This is a genomic window from Chryseobacterium bernardetii, assembly GCF_003815975.1.
Taxonomy (GTDB): Bacteria; Bacteroidota; Bacteroidia; order Flavobacteriales; family Weeksellaceae; genus Chryseobacterium; species Chryseobacterium bernardetii.
This window is the reverse complement of the sequence record NZ_CP033932.1, coordinates 2389390-2406700: the sequence shown is the minus strand read 5'-3', so window position 1 is coordinate 2406700 and position 17311 is coordinate 2389390. Positions and strand designations below refer to the sequence as shown.

Annotated in this window: 14 protein-coding genes; 7 read left to right on the top strand and 7 right to left on the bottom strand. The window is 38.2% G+C overall.

Going from position 1 to position 17311, the window contains the following annotated elements; translation table 11 throughout:
• The first annotated feature begins 12 nt into the window (after positions 1–12).
• From EG339_RS11030 to EG339_RS11010, 5 genes are all read left to right on the top strand, one after another.
• On the top strand, positions 13–522 hold the full coding sequence (locus EG339_RS11030) for a cupin domain-containing protein (RefSeq protein WP_112376431.1): 510 nt from the start codon (positions 13–15) through the stop codon (positions 520–522).
• 11 nt (positions 523–533) lie between these two features.
• Complete coding sequence (locus EG339_RS11025; RefSeq protein ID WP_112376430.1) at positions 534–1589, top strand: carboxymuconolactone decarboxylase family protein; 1056 nt, start codon at positions 534–536, stop codon at positions 1587–1589.
• A 3-nt stretch (positions 1590–1592) separates the two neighbouring features.
• Positions 1593–1982: a DUF2255 family protein gene (locus tag EG339_RS11020; protein ID WP_112376429.1), complete on the top strand. Its 390-nt coding sequence runs from the start codon at positions 1593–1595 to the stop codon at positions 1980–1982.
• A 142-nt stretch (positions 1983–2124) separates the two neighbouring features.
• The gene (locus tag EG339_RS11015) at positions 2125–3186 is read left to right on the top strand and encodes an NAD(P)-dependent alcohol dehydrogenase (RefSeq protein ID WP_204991130.1); all 1062 of its coding nucleotides are present in this window, start codon (positions 2125–2127) and stop codon (positions 3184–3186) included.
• Positions 3187–3366: 180 nt separating this feature from the next.
• Positions 3367–4155 (top strand): metallophosphoesterase, encoded by a 789-nt coding sequence (locus EG339_RS11010; RefSeq protein ID WP_123870217.1) that lies wholly within the window; start codon positions 3367–3369, stop codon positions 4153–4155.
• Here the strand turns inward: EG339_RS11010 and EG339_RS11005 are convergent, their stop codons facing one another.
• The 3 genes from EG339_RS11005 to EG339_RS10995 all read right to left on the bottom strand — a co-directional run bounded on the left by EG339_RS11005 (position 4156) and on the right by EG339_RS10995 (position 6105).
• Positions 4156–4416, bottom strand: coding sequence for a hypothetical protein (locus tag EG339_RS11005; RefSeq protein ID WP_112376428.1), 261 nt, complete (start codon positions 4414–4416; stop codon positions 4156–4158).
• Between the two features lie 624 nt (positions 4417–5040).
• Positions 5041–5439, bottom strand: coding sequence for a low affinity iron permease family protein (locus tag EG339_RS11000; protein WP_078764471.1), 399 nt, complete (start codon positions 5437–5439; stop codon positions 5041–5043).
• A 201-nt stretch (positions 5440–5640) separates the two neighbouring features.
• Complete coding sequence (locus EG339_RS10995) at positions 5641–6105, bottom strand: META domain-containing protein (protein ID WP_112376427.1); 465 nt, start codon at positions 6103–6105, stop codon at positions 5641–5643.
• A gap of 229 nt (positions 6106–6334) precedes the next feature.
• Between EG339_RS10995 and mobC the strand changes: the two genes are divergently transcribed.
• Both mobC and EG339_RS10985 read left to right on the top strand, forming a co-directional pair.
• Entirely contained in the window at positions 6335–8323 is a 1989-nt protein-coding gene (gene mobC / locus EG339_RS10990; protein ID WP_112376612.1) for a conjugal transfer protein MobC, read from the top strand.
• A 40-nt stretch (positions 8324–8363) separates the two neighbouring features.
• The gene (locus EG339_RS10985; protein ID WP_123870216.1) at positions 8364–9227 is read left to right on the top strand and encodes an ADP-ribosyltransferase-containing protein; all 864 of its coding nucleotides are present in this window, start codon (positions 8364–8366) and stop codon (positions 9225–9227) included.
• 4 nt (positions 9228–9231) lie between these two features.
• Here the strand turns inward: EG339_RS10985 and EG339_RS10980 are convergent, their stop codons facing one another.
• From EG339_RS10980 to EG339_RS10965, 4 genes are all read right to left on the bottom strand, one after another.
• Positions 9232–10464, bottom strand: a complete 1233-nt coding sequence (locus EG339_RS10980) for an IS256 family transposase (protein ID WP_120334405.1) — start codon at positions 10462–10464, stop codon at positions 9232–9234.
• 87 nt (positions 10465–10551) lie between these two features.
• A complete protein-coding gene (locus tag EG339_RS10975; RefSeq protein WP_112376425.1) occupies positions 10552–11310 on the bottom strand; it encodes an immunity 22 family protein in 759 nt (252 codons plus the stop codon).
• Between the two features lie 238 nt (positions 11311–11548).
• Complete coding sequence (locus EG339_RS10970) at positions 11549–16867, bottom strand: N-6 DNA methylase (protein ID WP_123870215.1); 5319 nt, start codon at positions 16865–16867, stop codon at positions 11549–11551.
• Positions 16854–17291, bottom strand: a complete 438-nt coding sequence (locus EG339_RS10965; protein WP_112376424.1) for a DUF1896 domain-containing protein — start codon at positions 17289–17291, stop codon at positions 16854–16856. The genes EG339_RS10970 and EG339_RS10965 overlap by 14 nt, the downstream gene beginning before the upstream one ends.
• Positions 17292–17311 lie beyond the last annotated feature (20 nt).

The window sequence follows — 17311 nt, the reverse complement described above, 5'->3', positions numbered from 1 at the left end:
AAATCAGCATATATGACAAAGACAATAACAATTGCAACGATAACAGCACTATTCCTGCTGTTTTCCTGCAACAATTCAAAAGATAAAAATATGGAAACAACAACACCGAAAAAAGTAAGTGATTTTCCTGTAGGCGAGCCAAACACCGCCTATGAAAAATATTTCAGTGGAAAATCTTGGAATGCTCCGCTTACCTCTAACAAAGAATTGAATGTGCCAATGGCGAATATCACTTTTGAGCCGGGCTGTCGCAACAATTGGCATTTGCACACTGGTGGGCAAATTTTAGTTTGTGTTGGCGGTGTGGGTTATTACCAGGAACGTGGCAAACCTGCCCGCCGTCTAAATCCCGGAGATATAGTGGAAATCGCACCCAATGTTGAGCATTGGCACGGTGCAGCTCCCGATAGTTGGTTTTCCCACATTGGAGTGACCTGCAACCCACAGACCAATGAAAACAAATGGCTCGAACCTGTCGGCGATCAGGAATATAAAAAAGCCGTAAATGAAGCCACAAAATAATCCTTAGAACTATGGACAGAAGCAAGATTGTAAAATGGATATTGTTTTTTGTTCTCACTCTTAACGTACATACAATGAATGCACAGAATAATGCTGATAGCCTCAATGCACAGCAACAAAGTATGGTCACGATTTCGGCATTGACGGCGGCAGGAGATTTGGAAAACCTGAAACCCCAATTAAGTGCAGCATTGGATGCAGGAGTTACAATCAACGAAATCAAAGAAGCTTTGGTACAGCTCTATGCCTACTGTGGTTTTCCGAGAAGTTTAAATGCACTCGGTATATTTCAGACCGTTTTGGATGAGAGGAAGACAAAGGGCATAAAAGATAGGGATGGAAAGAAGATTGTAGTTGAGAACAATGTTACCGATAAATACGAGCAGGGCAGAAAAGTCTTGGAAACTTTGACCAAAACAAAGCAGGCTAAACCCGCACCGGGTTTTGGAGCGTTTGCCCCTCGTATTGATGCCTTTCTGAAAGAACATCTGTTTGCCGATATTTTCGTAAGTGATGTCCTTAGCTTTCAGCAAAGGGAATTGGTAACTATTTCTGCACTGGCTGCAATGCCCGGAGTGGAAAGCCAGTTAAAATCCCATATAAGTATGGGCGTTAACACAGGTATCACAAACAGCCAATTGGAACAGATTGCCGGATTGATAGAAAAACATATCAGCAGGACGCAGGCAAACTCGGTAAGAAAATCAATTTCAACATCAATCGTTCCCGTTGTGGAACCGGATATAATGGTACGCATTTCTGAAGTAGAAATCCTGCCTGAATATCTGGACGAATACAACGCCATCCTGAAAGAAGAGGCATCGGCTTCCGTAAAAAAAGAGCCGGGTGTGATTGCCATCTTCCCAATGTATCAACAGGAGAACCCCACGCAGGTAAGGATTGTGGAAATGTACGCCAACAAGGAAGCGTATCAATCCCATTTGCAAACGCCCCACTTTCAGCACTATAAGACCACTACCCTTAAAATGATAAAATCATTAAAACTGGTAGATATGAGCAGTCCTGATAAAGAGGCTATGGTAGAGATTTTTAAAAAATTGAAGTAGGATATGAGTAATACAGGTTATCAATTCTCACCCGAAGAATTACAAAGTATAGTCAGGGCAGACGACCTGAAAATTGCCCCATTTCGGGCTGACGGCGTTACTTATGGTACGCCTACCTGGATTTGGTCAGTGGTAGTGGACAATGACCTATACGTTCGTGCCTATAACGGGCAAAATTCACGTTGGTATCAATCCGCCATCGAACAGAAAGCAGGTCGTATTCACGCCGCAGGAATGATTAAGGACGTTTTATTTGAAACGGTAAATGGCAACATCAATGAGCAAATTGATGAAGCCTATCGCAAAAAATATGGTAACAGCCCCTACCTCAATGCAATGATTAATAAACAGGCAAAGGCAGCTACAATAAAAATAACCTCGAAAGAATTATAACCATCAAATCGTTTTTGCTATGGAAGAAAATAACAAACAACCATCGAGAAGAAAATTTATTCAGCAAACGGCGTTGGCGAGTGCAGGCATAATGCTTGCAAGCCCTTTACACATTTTTTCACAAACAGATAAATCCAAAATTATGAGTAAGAATATAAAATCAAAAGGATACGCCGGAAAAGGCGAAAAAGGGAAACTGGAATTATGGAGCTTTGAGCGCAGACCAGTTGGCGACAACGATATTCTAATTGAAATCAAATACTCCGGTGTCTGCCATTCTGATATTCATACTATCAGAGGACATTGGGGAAAACAGCAGTACCCACAAGTGCCTGGACACGAAATAGCGGGTATAGTTAGCGCAGTCGGTAAAAACGTGACCAAATTCAAAGTTGGCGACAAAGCGGGCGTAGGCTGTATGGTAGATAGCTGTATGCACTGCGATAGCTGTAAAAAAGGAGAAGAACACCATTGTGAAACTACCGGAATGGTAGGTACATACGGCGTACCCGAAAAATCATCGCCCACTGGGATAACACAGGGAGGCTATGCCGATAATATCGTGGTGACAGAACATTTTGCCATCAAAATTCCTGATAATATACACCTGCAATATGCAGCACCGTTGCTTTGCGCAGGGATTACCACCTATTCGCCACTGATGAGAGCCAAATTCAAAAAAGGCGATAAGGTAGGTATTGCAGGTATTGGCGGTTTAGGACATATAGCTATCAAATTAGCAGTTTCAAAAGGTGCGGAAGTGTACGCATTTACCACATCGCCATCCAAAGTAAACGATATTAAAGGTTTCGGAGCAAAAGAAGTTATCGTAGTGGACAGCATTGATAAATTACAACCTTATCTGGGTAAGCTGGATTATATGCTTTCCACTATTCCCTATGCTTTTGACCTTTCAAGCTATGCCGCTTGTGTGAAGCCTTATGGTTTCTTTACGCAGGTTGGACAACCAATTGGAGGCTTATTTACCGTTGATAACGGCAAGTTTATGTTTGACCGTGTGAATTATAATTCTTCGCTCATTGGCGGTATTCCCGAAACACAGGAGGTAATGGACTATTGTGCAGAAAACAAAATCTATCCGCAAATCCAGATTATCAAAGCTGAAGAAGTAAACGAGGCTTGGGAGAAAGTGGTAAATAAAGAAGCCCGTTATAGGTATGTAATTGATGTTGAAACGATATAGTACTTATTGACAAATTGATCTCTACCACAAAAAAGAACCGAACTTACATTCGGTGCTTTTTGCTTTATTTGATGAACTCCTATAGGGACAGGGAGTACACTAAATTAAGGATTAAACGGAAAATTCAAACAATAAAAAAATAAATTTTCATATATTTAATTGAGCAGTGAAAGGCTAGAAATGAAAGATAGGAAATCAAGAAAATTTGTAATGGGCGACATTCATGGAGCTTACAAAGCGTTGGTACAATGTTTACAAAGGTCCGGATTTAACTATCAAAATGATACCTTAATTCAGCTCGGTGATATAGCCGATGGCCATAACGAAGTCTACGAATGTGTCGAGGAACTTTTAAAAATTAAAAATCTGATAGCGATTAAGGGAAACCATGACGCATGGTTCCAAGAGTTTATCCAGACTGATTTTCATCCTGTATCATGGAATTATGGTGGAAAAGGAACAATAGAATCTTATCTGAAATACAAAGATGGTCCAAAGGTGTGCTTTTCCAAAGGATCAGGATTTAAAACTTCATTAAACTCTTCTGATATCCCACCATTGCATCGGCAGTTTTTTCAGAAACAGAAGCTTTTTTATATTTTAGAAAATATATGCTTTGTTCATGCTGGTTTTGATCGATACCTCGATTTCCATGAGCAGTCAGAAAAAAATTACTATTGGGATCGCAGGCTATGGACTGAAGCCCTAAGCCATGCAGATGAAGGAAAAAAAGTCGATACCTTTGAAATGATTACTCATTTTAAAAGCATCTACATAGGTCATACATCTACCCTAAATTGGGATACTGTTCAACCAATGACGGCTTTAAATATTACCAATTTGGATACAGGAGCGGGATCGAATGGAAAATTGACTATGTTAAATATTGATACGAAACAAATTTGGCAATCAGATCCGCTAGATACACTTTACAAAGATTGCAAATGCATCGCACACATAAACAAATAATTACGAGAAAATTCGATACCGTAATGAAATAGCACGCCAGATATCATTTGCAAGCTCGCGGTCATCACCATGTTCAAACTGCCACTTACCCTCCTCTTTAATCATTTTCTGAACTAAACCGTCTAATAGTATATTTATCTCCTTGAGATCTTTTTTAAGGTCCTTTTTAAGTAGAATTACCTGATAATCCTTCAACTTGTAAGTTACCCTGAATACCTGTTTGTCAAAATGCTCCTCATATTTGCCAATTGTGTCTTGCATAGAAAAAAATTACATATGAAATTCTCCCTAATAATATGAATTTTACTGCAAAATCTAAATACTTTTCTCAATCAATCACTGCTTTGAAAAATTATATTTTCTAACTGGAAGTCTAATATATAAACACAACAAGCCGTGTCTTCGCACACTTAGGTATCTAAGGAATTAGCACATTAAATAACTAATATGGTATGCTATTAAATGTTTCTGTATACAAAAAATGATAGTAAAATTTATTATAGTAAGAATGCCCTATACTTTCGCATAAATGAGAAATACAAAATTTCTAATAGGGAGTATTCATCCTTTCTTGGATTTTAATTAAAAGGCTCCTACATTCATCCAATGCTTTTTCGATTTTACTATATCTACCATAACTTTCATAAATGGTTATTTGGACTTCCAGTGCTTTTTCTATTAATTGTAATTCAGAATATGTCAGATTCATTACGTAATTTAAATTTCGAATGCAATTATAAACATTTGTAACTATTTAAAAAATAATTAACAAGTTTCCCATTAAATAACGTTATTATGACATCTTATTTAAATAATTTCTCTAAAATCCTAGCCGGTGCTTACAAGCTGTTCTTATAGCACCGTAAACTATTTCAAAGTTTTTGTTCAGTTCAAATCTTTAGACTGATTTTTTTCCTCTTTAGATTTAGCAACTTTTTCATATTGTTGATGAAGACGGTCGAGCTCTTCTTCTGTAAGATCTTCAATATCAACAAGCCTATTGTTAGCTTCCTTATTAGCAGAGATCAATTCGTTTAACTTTATCTGGATGGCTTTTGAATCCTTATTTTGTGCTTTCTGTATTAGAAATACCATTAAAAAAGTAATAATGGTTGTTCCCGTATTAATTACCATTTGCCACGTATCAGAATACTTAAAGATTGGCCCTGTAATAGCCCATACAATAACTAAAATGCTAGAGCCAACAAATGCGCCTGCACTTCCTGTGAAACATACTGCCCAATCCGCAAAGCGATCAAACAGATTTTTATGTTTATTTTCCATAAAGTAATCGATGAATTAAAGCTTAGACAATTATCTATATATATTGTTTCATTAAGATATTTAAATCTTTTTTCAATTATTACAAGCATTATACCATTCAAACAAAAACCCCATGAAACTGTCTTTATGTATCATACAAAAAAAAGCAATTCGAGATCACTCTACGAATTGCTCAGATATATATGGTATTTAACGGACTGATTACTTAACTTCTAATTTAGCTGTTATTTTTTGATCTTTATCTTTTAATTCAAGAGTATTACCGCTTAGGCTATAATGCTTACTTTGCTTTAAGATATCTAAAAATTTTGTCTCGACTTCAAGGTTAGGACACGACATCATCGTTGCTCCGGTCAGAGATATTTCAATACCATCATTCCCTTCCGTCTTAAAGCTTCCTCCAAATCCATTACATCCTCCATTACCATTTAACTGGTTATTGTCCTTATTAAAAGTAATCATGGGCTCTTTTTTGAAAGCGGTATCAATTTTAATCGGTGCATTATTAAGTTCTATAAGTTTCCATTCCTTGCCAAATAAATCAGGGGTCTGAGCTACTTCTTCGGGCTGGCTGACTGAATCGTTTTTAGCACTCGTACTTTTTTGACCATTGTTACAACCTATCACAAGAATTCCAAGTGAAAGGATAATTAAGGCTTTTTTCATAATTTCTATTTTAAATTGTTTCTTCTTTTATTTACAAATCTCGATCCAAACTGTTCAGCACAAAGACGTTATTTTTAATTAAGATCTTCGCTATTTATATGAAATAATAATCACTTGTTTAATAATTCACTAACTCCAACACTCCGGAAAATATCGGTCAATCTAGGATTCTGAAAACCACCTTTGAAAATAATCATTGCCATCCCTATATCTATGCTAAAAACAGTTGATTATGCAAGAAGACGATTTACGTGGATTGGCCAAAATTATGGCATTCATGCGCGCAGTAAGTATTTTACTGGTGCTAATGAATTTTTATTGGTTCTGCTATTCCTTTTTTCACGACCAGGGATGGACACTTGAAGTTTTGGAACGAATACTAAAGAATTTTCAAAGAACCTCCGGGCTGTTCTCTCATCCCCTATATACCAAGTTATTTGCCCTGATTTTATTGGCTCTAAGCTGTTTGGGCACAAAGGGAGTAAAAAATGAAAAGATAAGATGGAGAAATATCAATACTTGCCTTATCATAGGCTCAATCCTTTACTTCTTAAATTTCCCTATTATCCAAATTTCCACTTCACTCTACATGCTTACGACTTCCGTTGGGTTTATCCTAATTATGGTTGCCGGATTATGGATGAGCAGATTGCTGAAAAGCAGATTACTGGATGATCCATTTAACAACGAAAATGAGAGTTTCATGCAGGAAACCCGTCTGATCGAAAATGAATTCTCAGTTAACCTACCTACAAAATTCTACTATAAGGGTAAATGGAACGATGGGTATATTAATGTCGTTAATCCTTTTCGTGCAACAATAGTTGCTGGCACGCCAGGATCTGGAAAAAGTTGGGCAATCATAAACAACTATATCAAGCAACACATTGAACTTGGATTTTCAATGTATGTCTTCGACTTTAAGTTTGATGATCTTTCTGTTATCGTATATAACCATTTATTAAAACATACAGATAAATACAAGGTAAAGCCAAAGTTCTATGTGATCAACTTTGATGACCCACGTCGAAGTCACCGATGTAACCCTCTAAGCCCATCATTTCTGACAGATATATCTGATGCATACGAATCAGCATATACCATAATGTTAAACTTAAACAGAACATGGATTCAGAAACAAGGTGATTTTTTTGTAGAATCCCCCATCATTCTCCTTGCATCGATTATCTGGTTTCTTAAAATATACCAAGGGGGTAAATACTGTACATTTCCACACGCCATTGAGCTTTTGAACAAAAAATACGCCGATCTTTTCACCATCCTTACCAGTTATCCTGAACTGGAAAACTATCTAAGTCCCTTCCTTGATGCGTGGGAAGGCGGAGCACAGGATCAGCTTCAGGGTCAGATCGCGTCGGCTAAAATACCATTGTCAAGAATTATATCCCCTAAACTATACTGGGTAATGAGCGGTGATGACTTTAGTCTTGACATAAATAATCCGGATGAACCAAAGATTCTTTGTGTAGGAAGTAATCCAGATAGACAGAACATATATTCGGCAGCACTAGGCTTATACAATTCAAGAATAGTACGATTGATCAATAAAAAGAAGCAATTAAAGTGCTCTTTAATCATAGACGAATTGCCACAATTTTTTTTCCGGGGCCTCGATAATCTGATAGCCAGTGCCAGATCCAATTTAATTTCTGTATGCCTGGGACTCCAGGATTACTCAATGTTGACGCGGGATTATGGTGATAAAGAGAGCAAAGTAATTCAAAATATTGTCGGCAATATTTTCGCTGGACAGGTCGTTGGAGATACCGCAAAAACACTTTCAGAAAGATTTGGTAAAATAGTACAAAAAAGACAGTCCATCAGCATAAACAGAAATGATACCAGTTCCTCTATTTCCACCCAGCTTGATAGCCTTATTCCTGCATCAAAGATCTCTACATTAAGCCAAGGTATGTTTGTTGGTGCCGTTGCAGATAATTTTGACGAAAAGATAGACCAGAAAATTTTTCATTGTCAAATTGTAGTCGATAATGAAAAAGTAAAAAATGAAATGAAACATTATAAGCCCATCCCACAGATTCGTTCTTTTCTTTCTGAGACCGGTGAAGATGTCATGGAAAAAGAAATTGATGCAAATTACCGTCAGATAAAACTTGATGTGTCAATTATCATTGCAAACGAACTGGAAAGAATCAAAAATGATCCCGAGCTAGCCCACTTAGTGCATCAGGGATAATAATAAAACATCCAACAACATAGTAATAAAAAAAACAAATATGGATATAAGACCAATTTTACAGCCTAGTACGCATACCTTATATCATGGTACAAATAGTGACTTTAATGAATTTTCCCTGGAATATCTAGGTCAGAATACACATTGGGATAATTGCCATCGGGGGATTCATTTCACCCAAGAAATTAATATGGCTCAACTCTTCGGAGAAAAAGTTTTAGAGTGCCATGTTAATTTAAAAAAACCATTGAATTTGAATGAAGTGTTTGATTTCGCGGATCAAGCACCCGATATTGTAAATATTATATTTGAGGAAAATATCTCAGATACAGGGGAAGCTTTGGAATTTATTGATGAAAGTATTGGAATGGGCGAATATATGGAGTTTATGGAAGCCTTTAACTCCGAAGATAATCTAAGACAATTTAAAGAACGTGGTTATGACCACATTATCTCAAGATTCTCGCGCGATAAAGTTGAATTTTGTGTTTTCGACCCAGCTAACATTACCATTGTAAACAAAAACATTATGTCTCTCTTTCCAGAGAGTGAATATCTTTCTATTCTTCCGGCAAATTCCCGACAGATCGATAATATTATCAGGGCATTACATTCCAATGAACCCAGAGAAATCGATAATCTTTGCAGACAATTGCGCAAGAATATTGATAGTATTCCTAATATCATTGATGGTTTTGACATAGATAAAATGAAAAAGCTACAGATCCTTGCAGGAATAGATAATACCCCCGGCTACTTATCTTACTCTATAAATAAGGGAAAACTATATAGAGAATTGTCAGAATATTTAGATAGAAAATCTCCTGTGTTGAAATTGTCAGCAGAGAAGGCTAAAAATCAGGGTCTAAGAGGGAGTGTAACTCAAACTGTGTCATTGGATTAGCATCTTAAAAACCTCTTTCTAATTTGAGTCTATCCCCAAATCTAATATAAAGTTGGGATATGGTCAAGCCCCAGTTATGCATTGGCATCGTCCATTTTTTTGCAATATCTTTAATAATTAAATACATCAATTTCATGAGCGCCTGTTCAGAGCTGAAAGCTCCTTTAGACTTAATAATTTTTCGTATCTGACGGTGCATTCCCTCGATCGGATTTGTGGTGTATATAATCTTGCGAACCTGATCCTCGTACTCAAAGAAAGTAGAAAGATTGGTCCAATTATCCATCCAGGATTTGGCAGCAAGCGGATATTTCTTACCCCATTTTTCTTCGAAAGACAAGAGGTTCTCATAACCTATTTCTTCGTTCACGGCTTTATAGACTGGCTTTAAATCCTCCATAACAAGCTTTTTATCTTTCTCAGTTACATAGCGCATACTTGTTCTGATTTGGTGAACAATACACAACTGGATCTTTGTTTTTGGAAAAATAGCTTCTATGGCCTCAGGAAACCCTTTTAGACCATCAATACAAGCAATAAGGATGTCTTCAACACCACGTTGCTTTAGATCCGTAAGAACTGAAAGCCAGAACTTAGCTCCCTCATTTTCTGAGCTATAAAGACCGATCAGATCTTTTCTACCATCCATACCAACTCCCAGTATGTTATAAATAGCTCTTGATTCAACAGTTCCATTCTGGCGAACTTTAATGTGCATGCAGTCCAGGAATACAAAGGGATAAACAGCTTCAAGAGGCCTACTACGCCATTCATTTACAGCTGGAAGTACACTTTCGGTAATACGCGATATTTCTGTGGCAGAGATCTCCATAGCATACATTTCGCGAATAAACTCACTTATCGCCCGTGTGCTCATTCCTTTGGCATACATGCTCAGCACGTGTCCCTCAAGCTGTTCAGTAATGATTAATTGCCTTTTAGGTACTACCTTAGGCTCGAATGTGCCGGATCTATCACGGCCTGTTTCCAGTTCAAATGTCCCAGTGTTAAGGCCTCGGACAGTCTTTTTTGTCTTGCCATTTCGCCGGTTGCTATTGCCCGAAGCTTTCTCTTCGTTCAAATGGTTTTCCAGTTCTCCATCCATCATTGATTCCAACAGATGCTTCATTAACGGCGCTAGGACGCCATCATTGGGAGACAAACTTTTACCTTCGTAAAGACCTTGCATGGCTTCTGCCTTGAAGCGTTCAAAGTCGAATGGGTCTTTTTCTTTCATGACCGTGTCGTTTGAATAATTGAATATAAATAATCTTATTGAATTATTCCTCTGACACAGTTCAGGTTACAGTCTCGTCTAAGAATTTCACGCTAGATCATCCGTATCAAACTTTCCGATATATTTCATATTTAGCAAGTTGCCGATCTGTTCACCGTCTAAATTAATAGCACCTTTAACTATTAAATCTAGTATCGAATTGGCAGTATGGAGGTTTAATTCATCAACTTTTAAAATCATTTTCTCAGCAACATTATAGTCCTCGATTTGAAGGATTAAAACTTCATCAAGTTTTCCTTTTTTCGCAGTATGGAAGTAATTCACTTTTACCACACTCTTTTTATCAATGGCAGCTTGTTTAAGGATATTGTTCTTATCTATTTTATGGTCCCCTATCCATAAATAATGAATCTTAACATCAGTAGCTGCTTCAATCGAAACTTGTGGAACCTTCCCAATGTACTTAACTGTTTTGGACCCAGAGGCATCTTTTTCAGCTAAGTCATTGCTCTGATATGCTACTACTGAGTTAAAGTCATTGATTTTATGTTTCTTACACAATATTTCAAGTTCTCTTTTGTCAATAAGGATATCATTAGCTACAGTGTTGATATCAATAGATTCATTATAATATTTCATTATCATAGCATCTTCATCATAGATATCAAAATCAACTTCTTTACAAAAATCACAACGCAATTCTTCGCTAGGTTCACCATCTTCATTTCCAGTTGGTGGCTCACAATCATAAACAGCCCATGCCCTTAAATATTCCTTCTGATCCAAATATTTTTCTAGTTCTTTCTCAGATTTAAAATTCCCAAGCCATATATGCAATTTACTCATCACGTTGTATTTATTTTTAAGCTCTTTTACCTATCAGATGTTCTTGTTTAAGCTCTTTCTAATATAATCTTAATAACTCATACAGAAAACTGAATTTTAGTCCTAATATAACTATCTATTAAAACATAATTAAACGTAAGTTTCAGAAACGTCTCAAATTAAATTGCTGCATACGTTGTGAAAGATAAAATGCATTCAGTTCTTAGGTCTGAATGCATTTTATCTTTTATTTGTCGTTCTACATTTTGGGACCGATGGATTTTTTCTTGACTTCACCGTCAGTACTTACCTCAGTCTCGGTTTTCTTTTCCTCATCCAAAGAAAACTGAATTTTTCGCTCAACTGAGGCTAGTTCTGTTTTCAATGTAGCTAACTGTTTTTCCTTATTCCAGCTTCCCTTGACAATATCGTTAAGCACAACCTGGTCATCTTTTAGTAGCTTCAATTTTTTATCCTCTTCCTCGATAAGTCCGGGAAGTTTCTGCAGCGCATTAAGAAAGTTCAGACTTGCCCTTTCGGGATCACTGGCCATGATACCATTGTTATGCGTGTATTTGATATTTCCTTCTCCACAGATAAAAAACCTGTTATCTCGTTCAACGAGGCTAGAACTGTCTTTCTGCGTCATTTCCGTCTTAACAAGTAGCCGAAAACCATATAGAGACCCTATTTCTTCATAATCTCCCCCAGTTCTTGAAACAGCAGCCAGCTTACTCAACTTAGCACCAATTTCCTTCACACCAGCATCTGTAGACACCCCATCCAAAAGTATTGGATTTAACATATTTCCATCCTTCGACCTTTGGACCCGCTTCTGAAAATTGTTCCAGTCGGCATTAAGCCTTTCTAACCGGGAGGATCTTGTTTCAAGTTCTTCGGTCAGGTTCTCAAGTTTAGATGAAGAACTCCATTTTGATCGGAGAAAAGCATGTTTCTCGCTTTCTAAAACAGATATTTTCTTTTCAACCTTCGCCTTCTCCAGAAGATCGGTATTGCCGGAAAGTAAAGCTACATATTCCGAAAAGTTCATTCCTGAAACTTCGTCCATACCTCCTTCGTCAAGTGTTCTAACCGCAACCGTATTACTTTTTAATTGGCCGATAAACCGTTGCTTATTCGCCAGCGTATTGAACTTATAGGCATCGAGGGATTTTTCGACAGCATAAATAAAGACATCAACCTTATTTCCAGCAAAAAATTTAGCAATCTCATTCCCTTTTCGTACCGCACGGCCATCCCGCTGTTCAAGATCCGACGGCCTCCAGGGAATGTCAAGATGATGTACGGCAACTGCCCTTTTCTGTGCGTTTACACCTGTTCCCAGCATTTCAGTAGATCCAAATAGAACTCTGATTTTACCTTCATTGGTCGCCTTTATCAGCTCCTTACGCTGATCTTCGGTCTTTGCCTGCTGGATAAAACGGATCTCATCCGCAGGTATCCCATGATCTAGTACAAGCTTTCTTTTAATCTCACTGTAGATGTTCCATTCGTCCGATTTATAGGTCCCAAGATCTGAGAAAACAAACTGCGTTCCTTTTTGCGCATTATATTTCCTATAATATTTTGCAATATTGTCTGCACAGACAGAAGCTTTGTTTCCGGGATCATCGGTATATTTTGGAGAGATAAGACGCATGTCCAAAGACATTTTTCTTGCGTAATCAGTTGCTATAAGCATCTTCGCTTTCTGCTCAGTCGGTGACAGAGGTGGTCTTCCCAATAACTCAGCATTACCTGTCTTTGCAAATTCCATGAGTTTTTTGATAAAGATTTCCTGTTCTGCCGTTGGAGGAATATTGTACAGGATTTCATTTTTTATGGGGCGGTCTATGCCAATATCTGCTGCTGTACGATAATCAGTAATTTCGGTATAGAACTGCGACAGTTCAGGGACCTTGATAAAATGCCTGAACCTCTCCTTTTGAACAATATTGTTCGCTACCGAGAATTCATAATCTATCGATTTACGGGCATAGATCGCTGCCCATGCATCAAAGCAGTTTATACCCTGTCGTTCCAATGCCTTTGGGCGCAAATATTTAAATAAACAATAAAGCTCAGTCAATGAATTGGAAATTGTCGTTCCCGAAAGAAAGGTCGCTCCTAGATCTTTTCCGGTTCTTTCCTGAATCGTACGTATCGCAAAAAGAAGATTGAGCGCTTTTTGGCTTCCCTGTACATTTCCAAGTCCTGCGACACGCTCATGCCTGGTATTAAACATGAGATTCTTGAATTTATGACTTTCGTCAACAAAAAGGTGATCGATTCCCATCATCTTAAAGTCCACAACATCATCTTTCCGGTTTTCAATATCATGTTCCAGCGTCTTTAATTTTACATTCAGGTTCTTCTTTCTAATTTCTACACCTTTTAGCATAGCACCGGAGACATCTTTTCCCTGATTGCGCAGGGCATCGAGATTCTGTTCCACAGAATGAAGTTCTGCCTCCAAAATTTCTTTCTGTAACTCGGGAGACTGCGGAATCATACCAAACTGGTCATGCGTTAAGATGATACAGTCCCAGTCATTATTTTTAATATCACCAAAGATTTTTAGCCTTTTCTGTGGTGTAAAATCTTTTTTTCCGGGATACAAAATTTTTGCAAAAGGATACGCCTTCCGATAGGTTTCTGCTATTTCATGGATATTGGCTTTCAGCGCGATGATCATCGGTTTGTGAACAAGTCCCAGTCTTTTCATTTCTTGTGCACCCCCTACCATAATAAGTGTCTTTCCGGCTCCCACTTCATGGTCGCAGATACCTCCATTGTTGCTTTTCAGCATATAGATGGCATCTTTCTGGCTATCATAAAGATCCTCGATATCAAGTGCTGCACGGTCCAGTCCTGGAAAAGTCTGATGACTGCCGTCATAATAAGGCCTTACATGACAGTTAAAGAGATCGTTGTAGCGTGCTGTCAGCTCATTTTTAAACCCCTCATCCTGCTGATATAACCAGTCCGTAAACTCATTCCGTATCTCGTCAATTTTTCCGTTAGCCATCTGGATAGCGTCCATATCTTTGACTTTTATGGCAGTTCCGTCTGCGAGATATTCTGTTTTGGTAATATCGGGAGTTGTATTGACCAGGGCATGACGCAGTAGATTCAGTCCGTCAAATGTTCTGCTCTCCGACTTTATCGCATATTTTTCAGTGATTTTTATGTTGCTGGATTTCGCATTGACCGAAAAGTCATCACTGCTTTCCGAATAGTAAATTTTGATTTCGCTATCAAAAAGGTGGCTTGCAAACCTGTTGTAAATATCACATCCGATCCAACGTTCTCCCAGGTTAAAATCCAGCTCGTCAAATTTTATAGGCTCAGGCCTCGCTTTTTCAAGCGCTTCAAGGCTTTTTAGGGCTTCTGTGTCTTCTGGATGTGCGGAAATATATTCTTTTAGTTGGCGGGCTTTTAAAACAACATTCCCCGCCAAAAACTTTTGGGAAACCTCCATGTTGCCCGAAAGTGGATTGAAGAATATCTGACCCTGTAAATTTTCACGCAATTCACTTTCAGTAAACCCGCTGATCTCTTCCATAAACCCCAGATCAACACTATCCGACAAATTAAGCGAGGCAGATAGAGCTTCAGAAGCACTGTTTACCGTGACTTCTCTTGTCGAAAAGCTGACCGGATGGTCAAAAATATCGGACTTATGTATTACACCACCAACCACCCGCTCCAGATAGGGAATTTCATTCCCCGAAGCATCCATTTTTATAAATTTAATGTTCTCTGCTGTGTTTAAATTTCCAAAACGAGCCACAAAATCATCATACGTCCCGTTTAAAAGTTTTCTGGCCTCTACATCCTCCTGCCTGTTATTGGCTTCAAAATCATAAAGCAGTTGATAACTGTCCCGTAGCTTAATATAACTTTGGATACGTTTATTGTCAGTTACGGATAATTCAATCGGCTGAAAAATAAAAGCTCTGTCCCGGCGGTTCATTTGTAGTTTACCTACCCTGCCTTTTGAAACAATCAGCGTATTCTCCCGATAAGAAGATTTTACTTCTCCTGCAAAAGTTTCCGGTTCATTTTTGCAAACCTTACTATCGTCGATTTCATGGAACAACGAAAGAGATTCAACTTTTTTCTTTGAGGAATTGGACGAATGTTTTTGAATATTGGCTTTCTTTTCATTCTGATTCAATTCAGTATTCAGTTTATCTTTCTGATCCACCGTGCCGATTTCTCCGGAATCAAAAAAGGAAAGCTGTTTAAATTTTGTAATCTTGCTTTGAGACGTCTTTTTACCTCTTCTCTTGGTCTTTTTAACAGACATTTCTCCTAGCACTTGATCGGAAAAAAGATCGAGTTGTATAGCTTTTTCAGCACCACCGTTATGAATGATATTTTTCTCAGGAATGGTAACAGCAGGCTTTGATAAAACTTTAGTGCCAATCGAGGTTACTTTATGTTCAGTAAACAATTTAAGGTCAAAATACTGCTGAAAATCCTCAGAAAGCTTTTGATGAAGACTTTCTGCGATTCTTTCAATCCCACCATCATGTATATGAATGGTAGTTGCCTTGCCATATTGGTCAGTATCCTGGAAAGATCGTGTCGCAACGATGTGATTGGGGTTGTTAAATAGCAGATTACAATTTTCACTGGTTCCCGTAAAATCAAGTGCCCGTCTGGACAATGACCGTGACCCGCTGCTCTTCTGCAACACAATCAGGTCTGTTCCTACAGATGTTCCACTTTCTTCGAAAAGATTATTGGGTAAACGTAATGCAGAAACCAGGCGGTGCTCCTTCATTAGTGCCTCACGGATAGGAAAGTTGGACTGACTGTTTAGAACTCCCTGCGATGTTATAAATGCAAGGAGCCCACCTTCCCTTAACTTATCAGTTGCCTTTAAAAAGAAATAATTGTGCACGCTCTGTGCAGCAAATTTTCGTGCTTCGTCTTTTCCTCTTGAATAAGAAAGATCAAAAATAGAAGTAGTTCCAAAAGGAATATTACCTATGATCAGGTCGTATCCTGTATCTTCTTCGTGTATATTTTCAAAGCTATCAATCCGGATATCAGCATTGGAGCCATAAAGATTTTTCAGGATTTTCCCGGTTAGTAAATCCTGTTCAAAGGCGCATATTCCGCGCCCGCCGGTGCCAGTAAATGGTTCGATAAATGCTCCCACCCCAGCCGAAGGTTCAAGTATGCTTGATATAGAAATTCCTGTGTCTGTAATTGCTGCTGCAATACTCTGAGTGATTTCCGTAGGTGTGTAAAACGCATCGAGGATAGAACCTCTAATTTTGGATATATATTCCCTATAACTGTTTTCACTTTCAGAATTGTCCTTAATGAGCGAAAACAATTCCTGTGTAAGCGGAAAATAAGGCATATCGGAAGCCTTCCACTGATTTATATCGTCCGCCTGCCCTACTGGATTCAAGATGAACTTTAAGCCCCCAAATCCTGAATATTGCTTTAGTATGGATATTTCATCGTCTGTTGCTGATCTTCCTTCTTTTTCAATGGAGAAAACCGTCCGGATCGCTTCAATGTTCTGGCGGATGCTCCGCTTCTTATCGAATGCCATTTTGCTCAATCCAGATGGCGATGAAACCGGTTAGCTCCGTATACAGCAGATCATAGTCAGTTGTATATGCAAAATCATCAGTCAGCTCATAATGACCAAAGATCTCCTCACATTTTGGAAGGACCTTTAATGCAAAATCACGATAATCAAGTTCATCGAAAACATCCGAAAATTCATAGGTCAGCACTTCAAATAGTGTATCAAATCTGGAAAAATGCAGTCCTTCGTAAAGAATGTAATCAGCAATCTCATTACATTTAATGATCGGATTACCTGAGCGGAAAGCACCCTCATAAGCATTTGCGGCCCACCTTGCACGCTGGCTGATAAATTTAACGTCCCCTGATCTCTCGGGAAAACTGGAATCAATGTGATCCTGCAACTTTAGCTGGTAGTAGGAAAAGTCCTGGCTATGATTTTTCATATCGCTATATTTTTTATTAA

Coding starts and splice junctions, on each gene's coding strand:
- EG339_RS11030 (WP_112376431.1), top strand. CDS start 13: ATGACAAAGACAATAACAATTGCAACGATAACAGCACTATTCCTGCTG.
- EG339_RS11025 (WP_112376430.1), top strand. CDS start 534: ATGGACAGAAGCAAGATTGTAAAATGGATATTGTTTTTTGTTCTCACT.
- EG339_RS11020 (WP_112376429.1), top strand. CDS start 1,593: ATGAGTAATACAGGTTATCAATTCTCACCCGAAGAATTACAAAGTATA.
- EG339_RS11015 (WP_204991130.1), top strand. CDS start 2,125: ATGAGTAAGAATATAAAATCAAAAGGATACGCCGGAAAAGGCGAAAAA.
- EG339_RS11010 (WP_123870217.1), top strand. CDS start 3,367: ATGAAAGATAGGAAATCAAGAAAATTTGTAATGGGCGACATTCATGGA.
- EG339_RS11005 (WP_112376428.1), bottom strand. CDS start 4,416: ATGCAAGACACAATTGGCAAATATGAGGAGCATTTTGACAAACAGGTA.
- EG339_RS11000 (WP_078764471.1), bottom strand. CDS start 5,439: ATGGAAAATAAACATAAAAATCTGTTTGATCGCTTTGCGGATTGGGCA.
- EG339_RS10995 (WP_112376427.1), bottom strand. CDS start 6,105: ATGAAAAAAGCCTTAATTATCCTTTCACTTGGAATTCTTGTGATAGGT.
- EG339_RS10985 (WP_123870216.1), top strand. CDS start 8,364: ATGGATATAAGACCAATTTTACAGCCTAGTACGCATACCTTATATCAT.
- EG339_RS10980 (WP_120334405.1), bottom strand. CDS start 10,464: ATGAAAGAAAAAGACCCATTCGACTTTGAACGCTTCAAGGCAGAAGCC.
- EG339_RS10975 (WP_112376425.1), bottom strand. CDS start 11,310: ATGAGTAAATTGCATATATGGCTTGGGAATTTTAAATCTGAGAAAGAA.
- EG339_RS10970 (WP_123870215.1), bottom strand. CDS start 16,867: ATGGCATTCGATAAGAAGCGGAGCATCCGCCAGAACATTGAAGCGATC.
- EG339_RS10965 (WP_112376424.1), bottom strand. CDS start 17,291: ATGAAAAATCATAGCCAGGACTTTTCCTACTACCAGCTAAAGTTGCAG.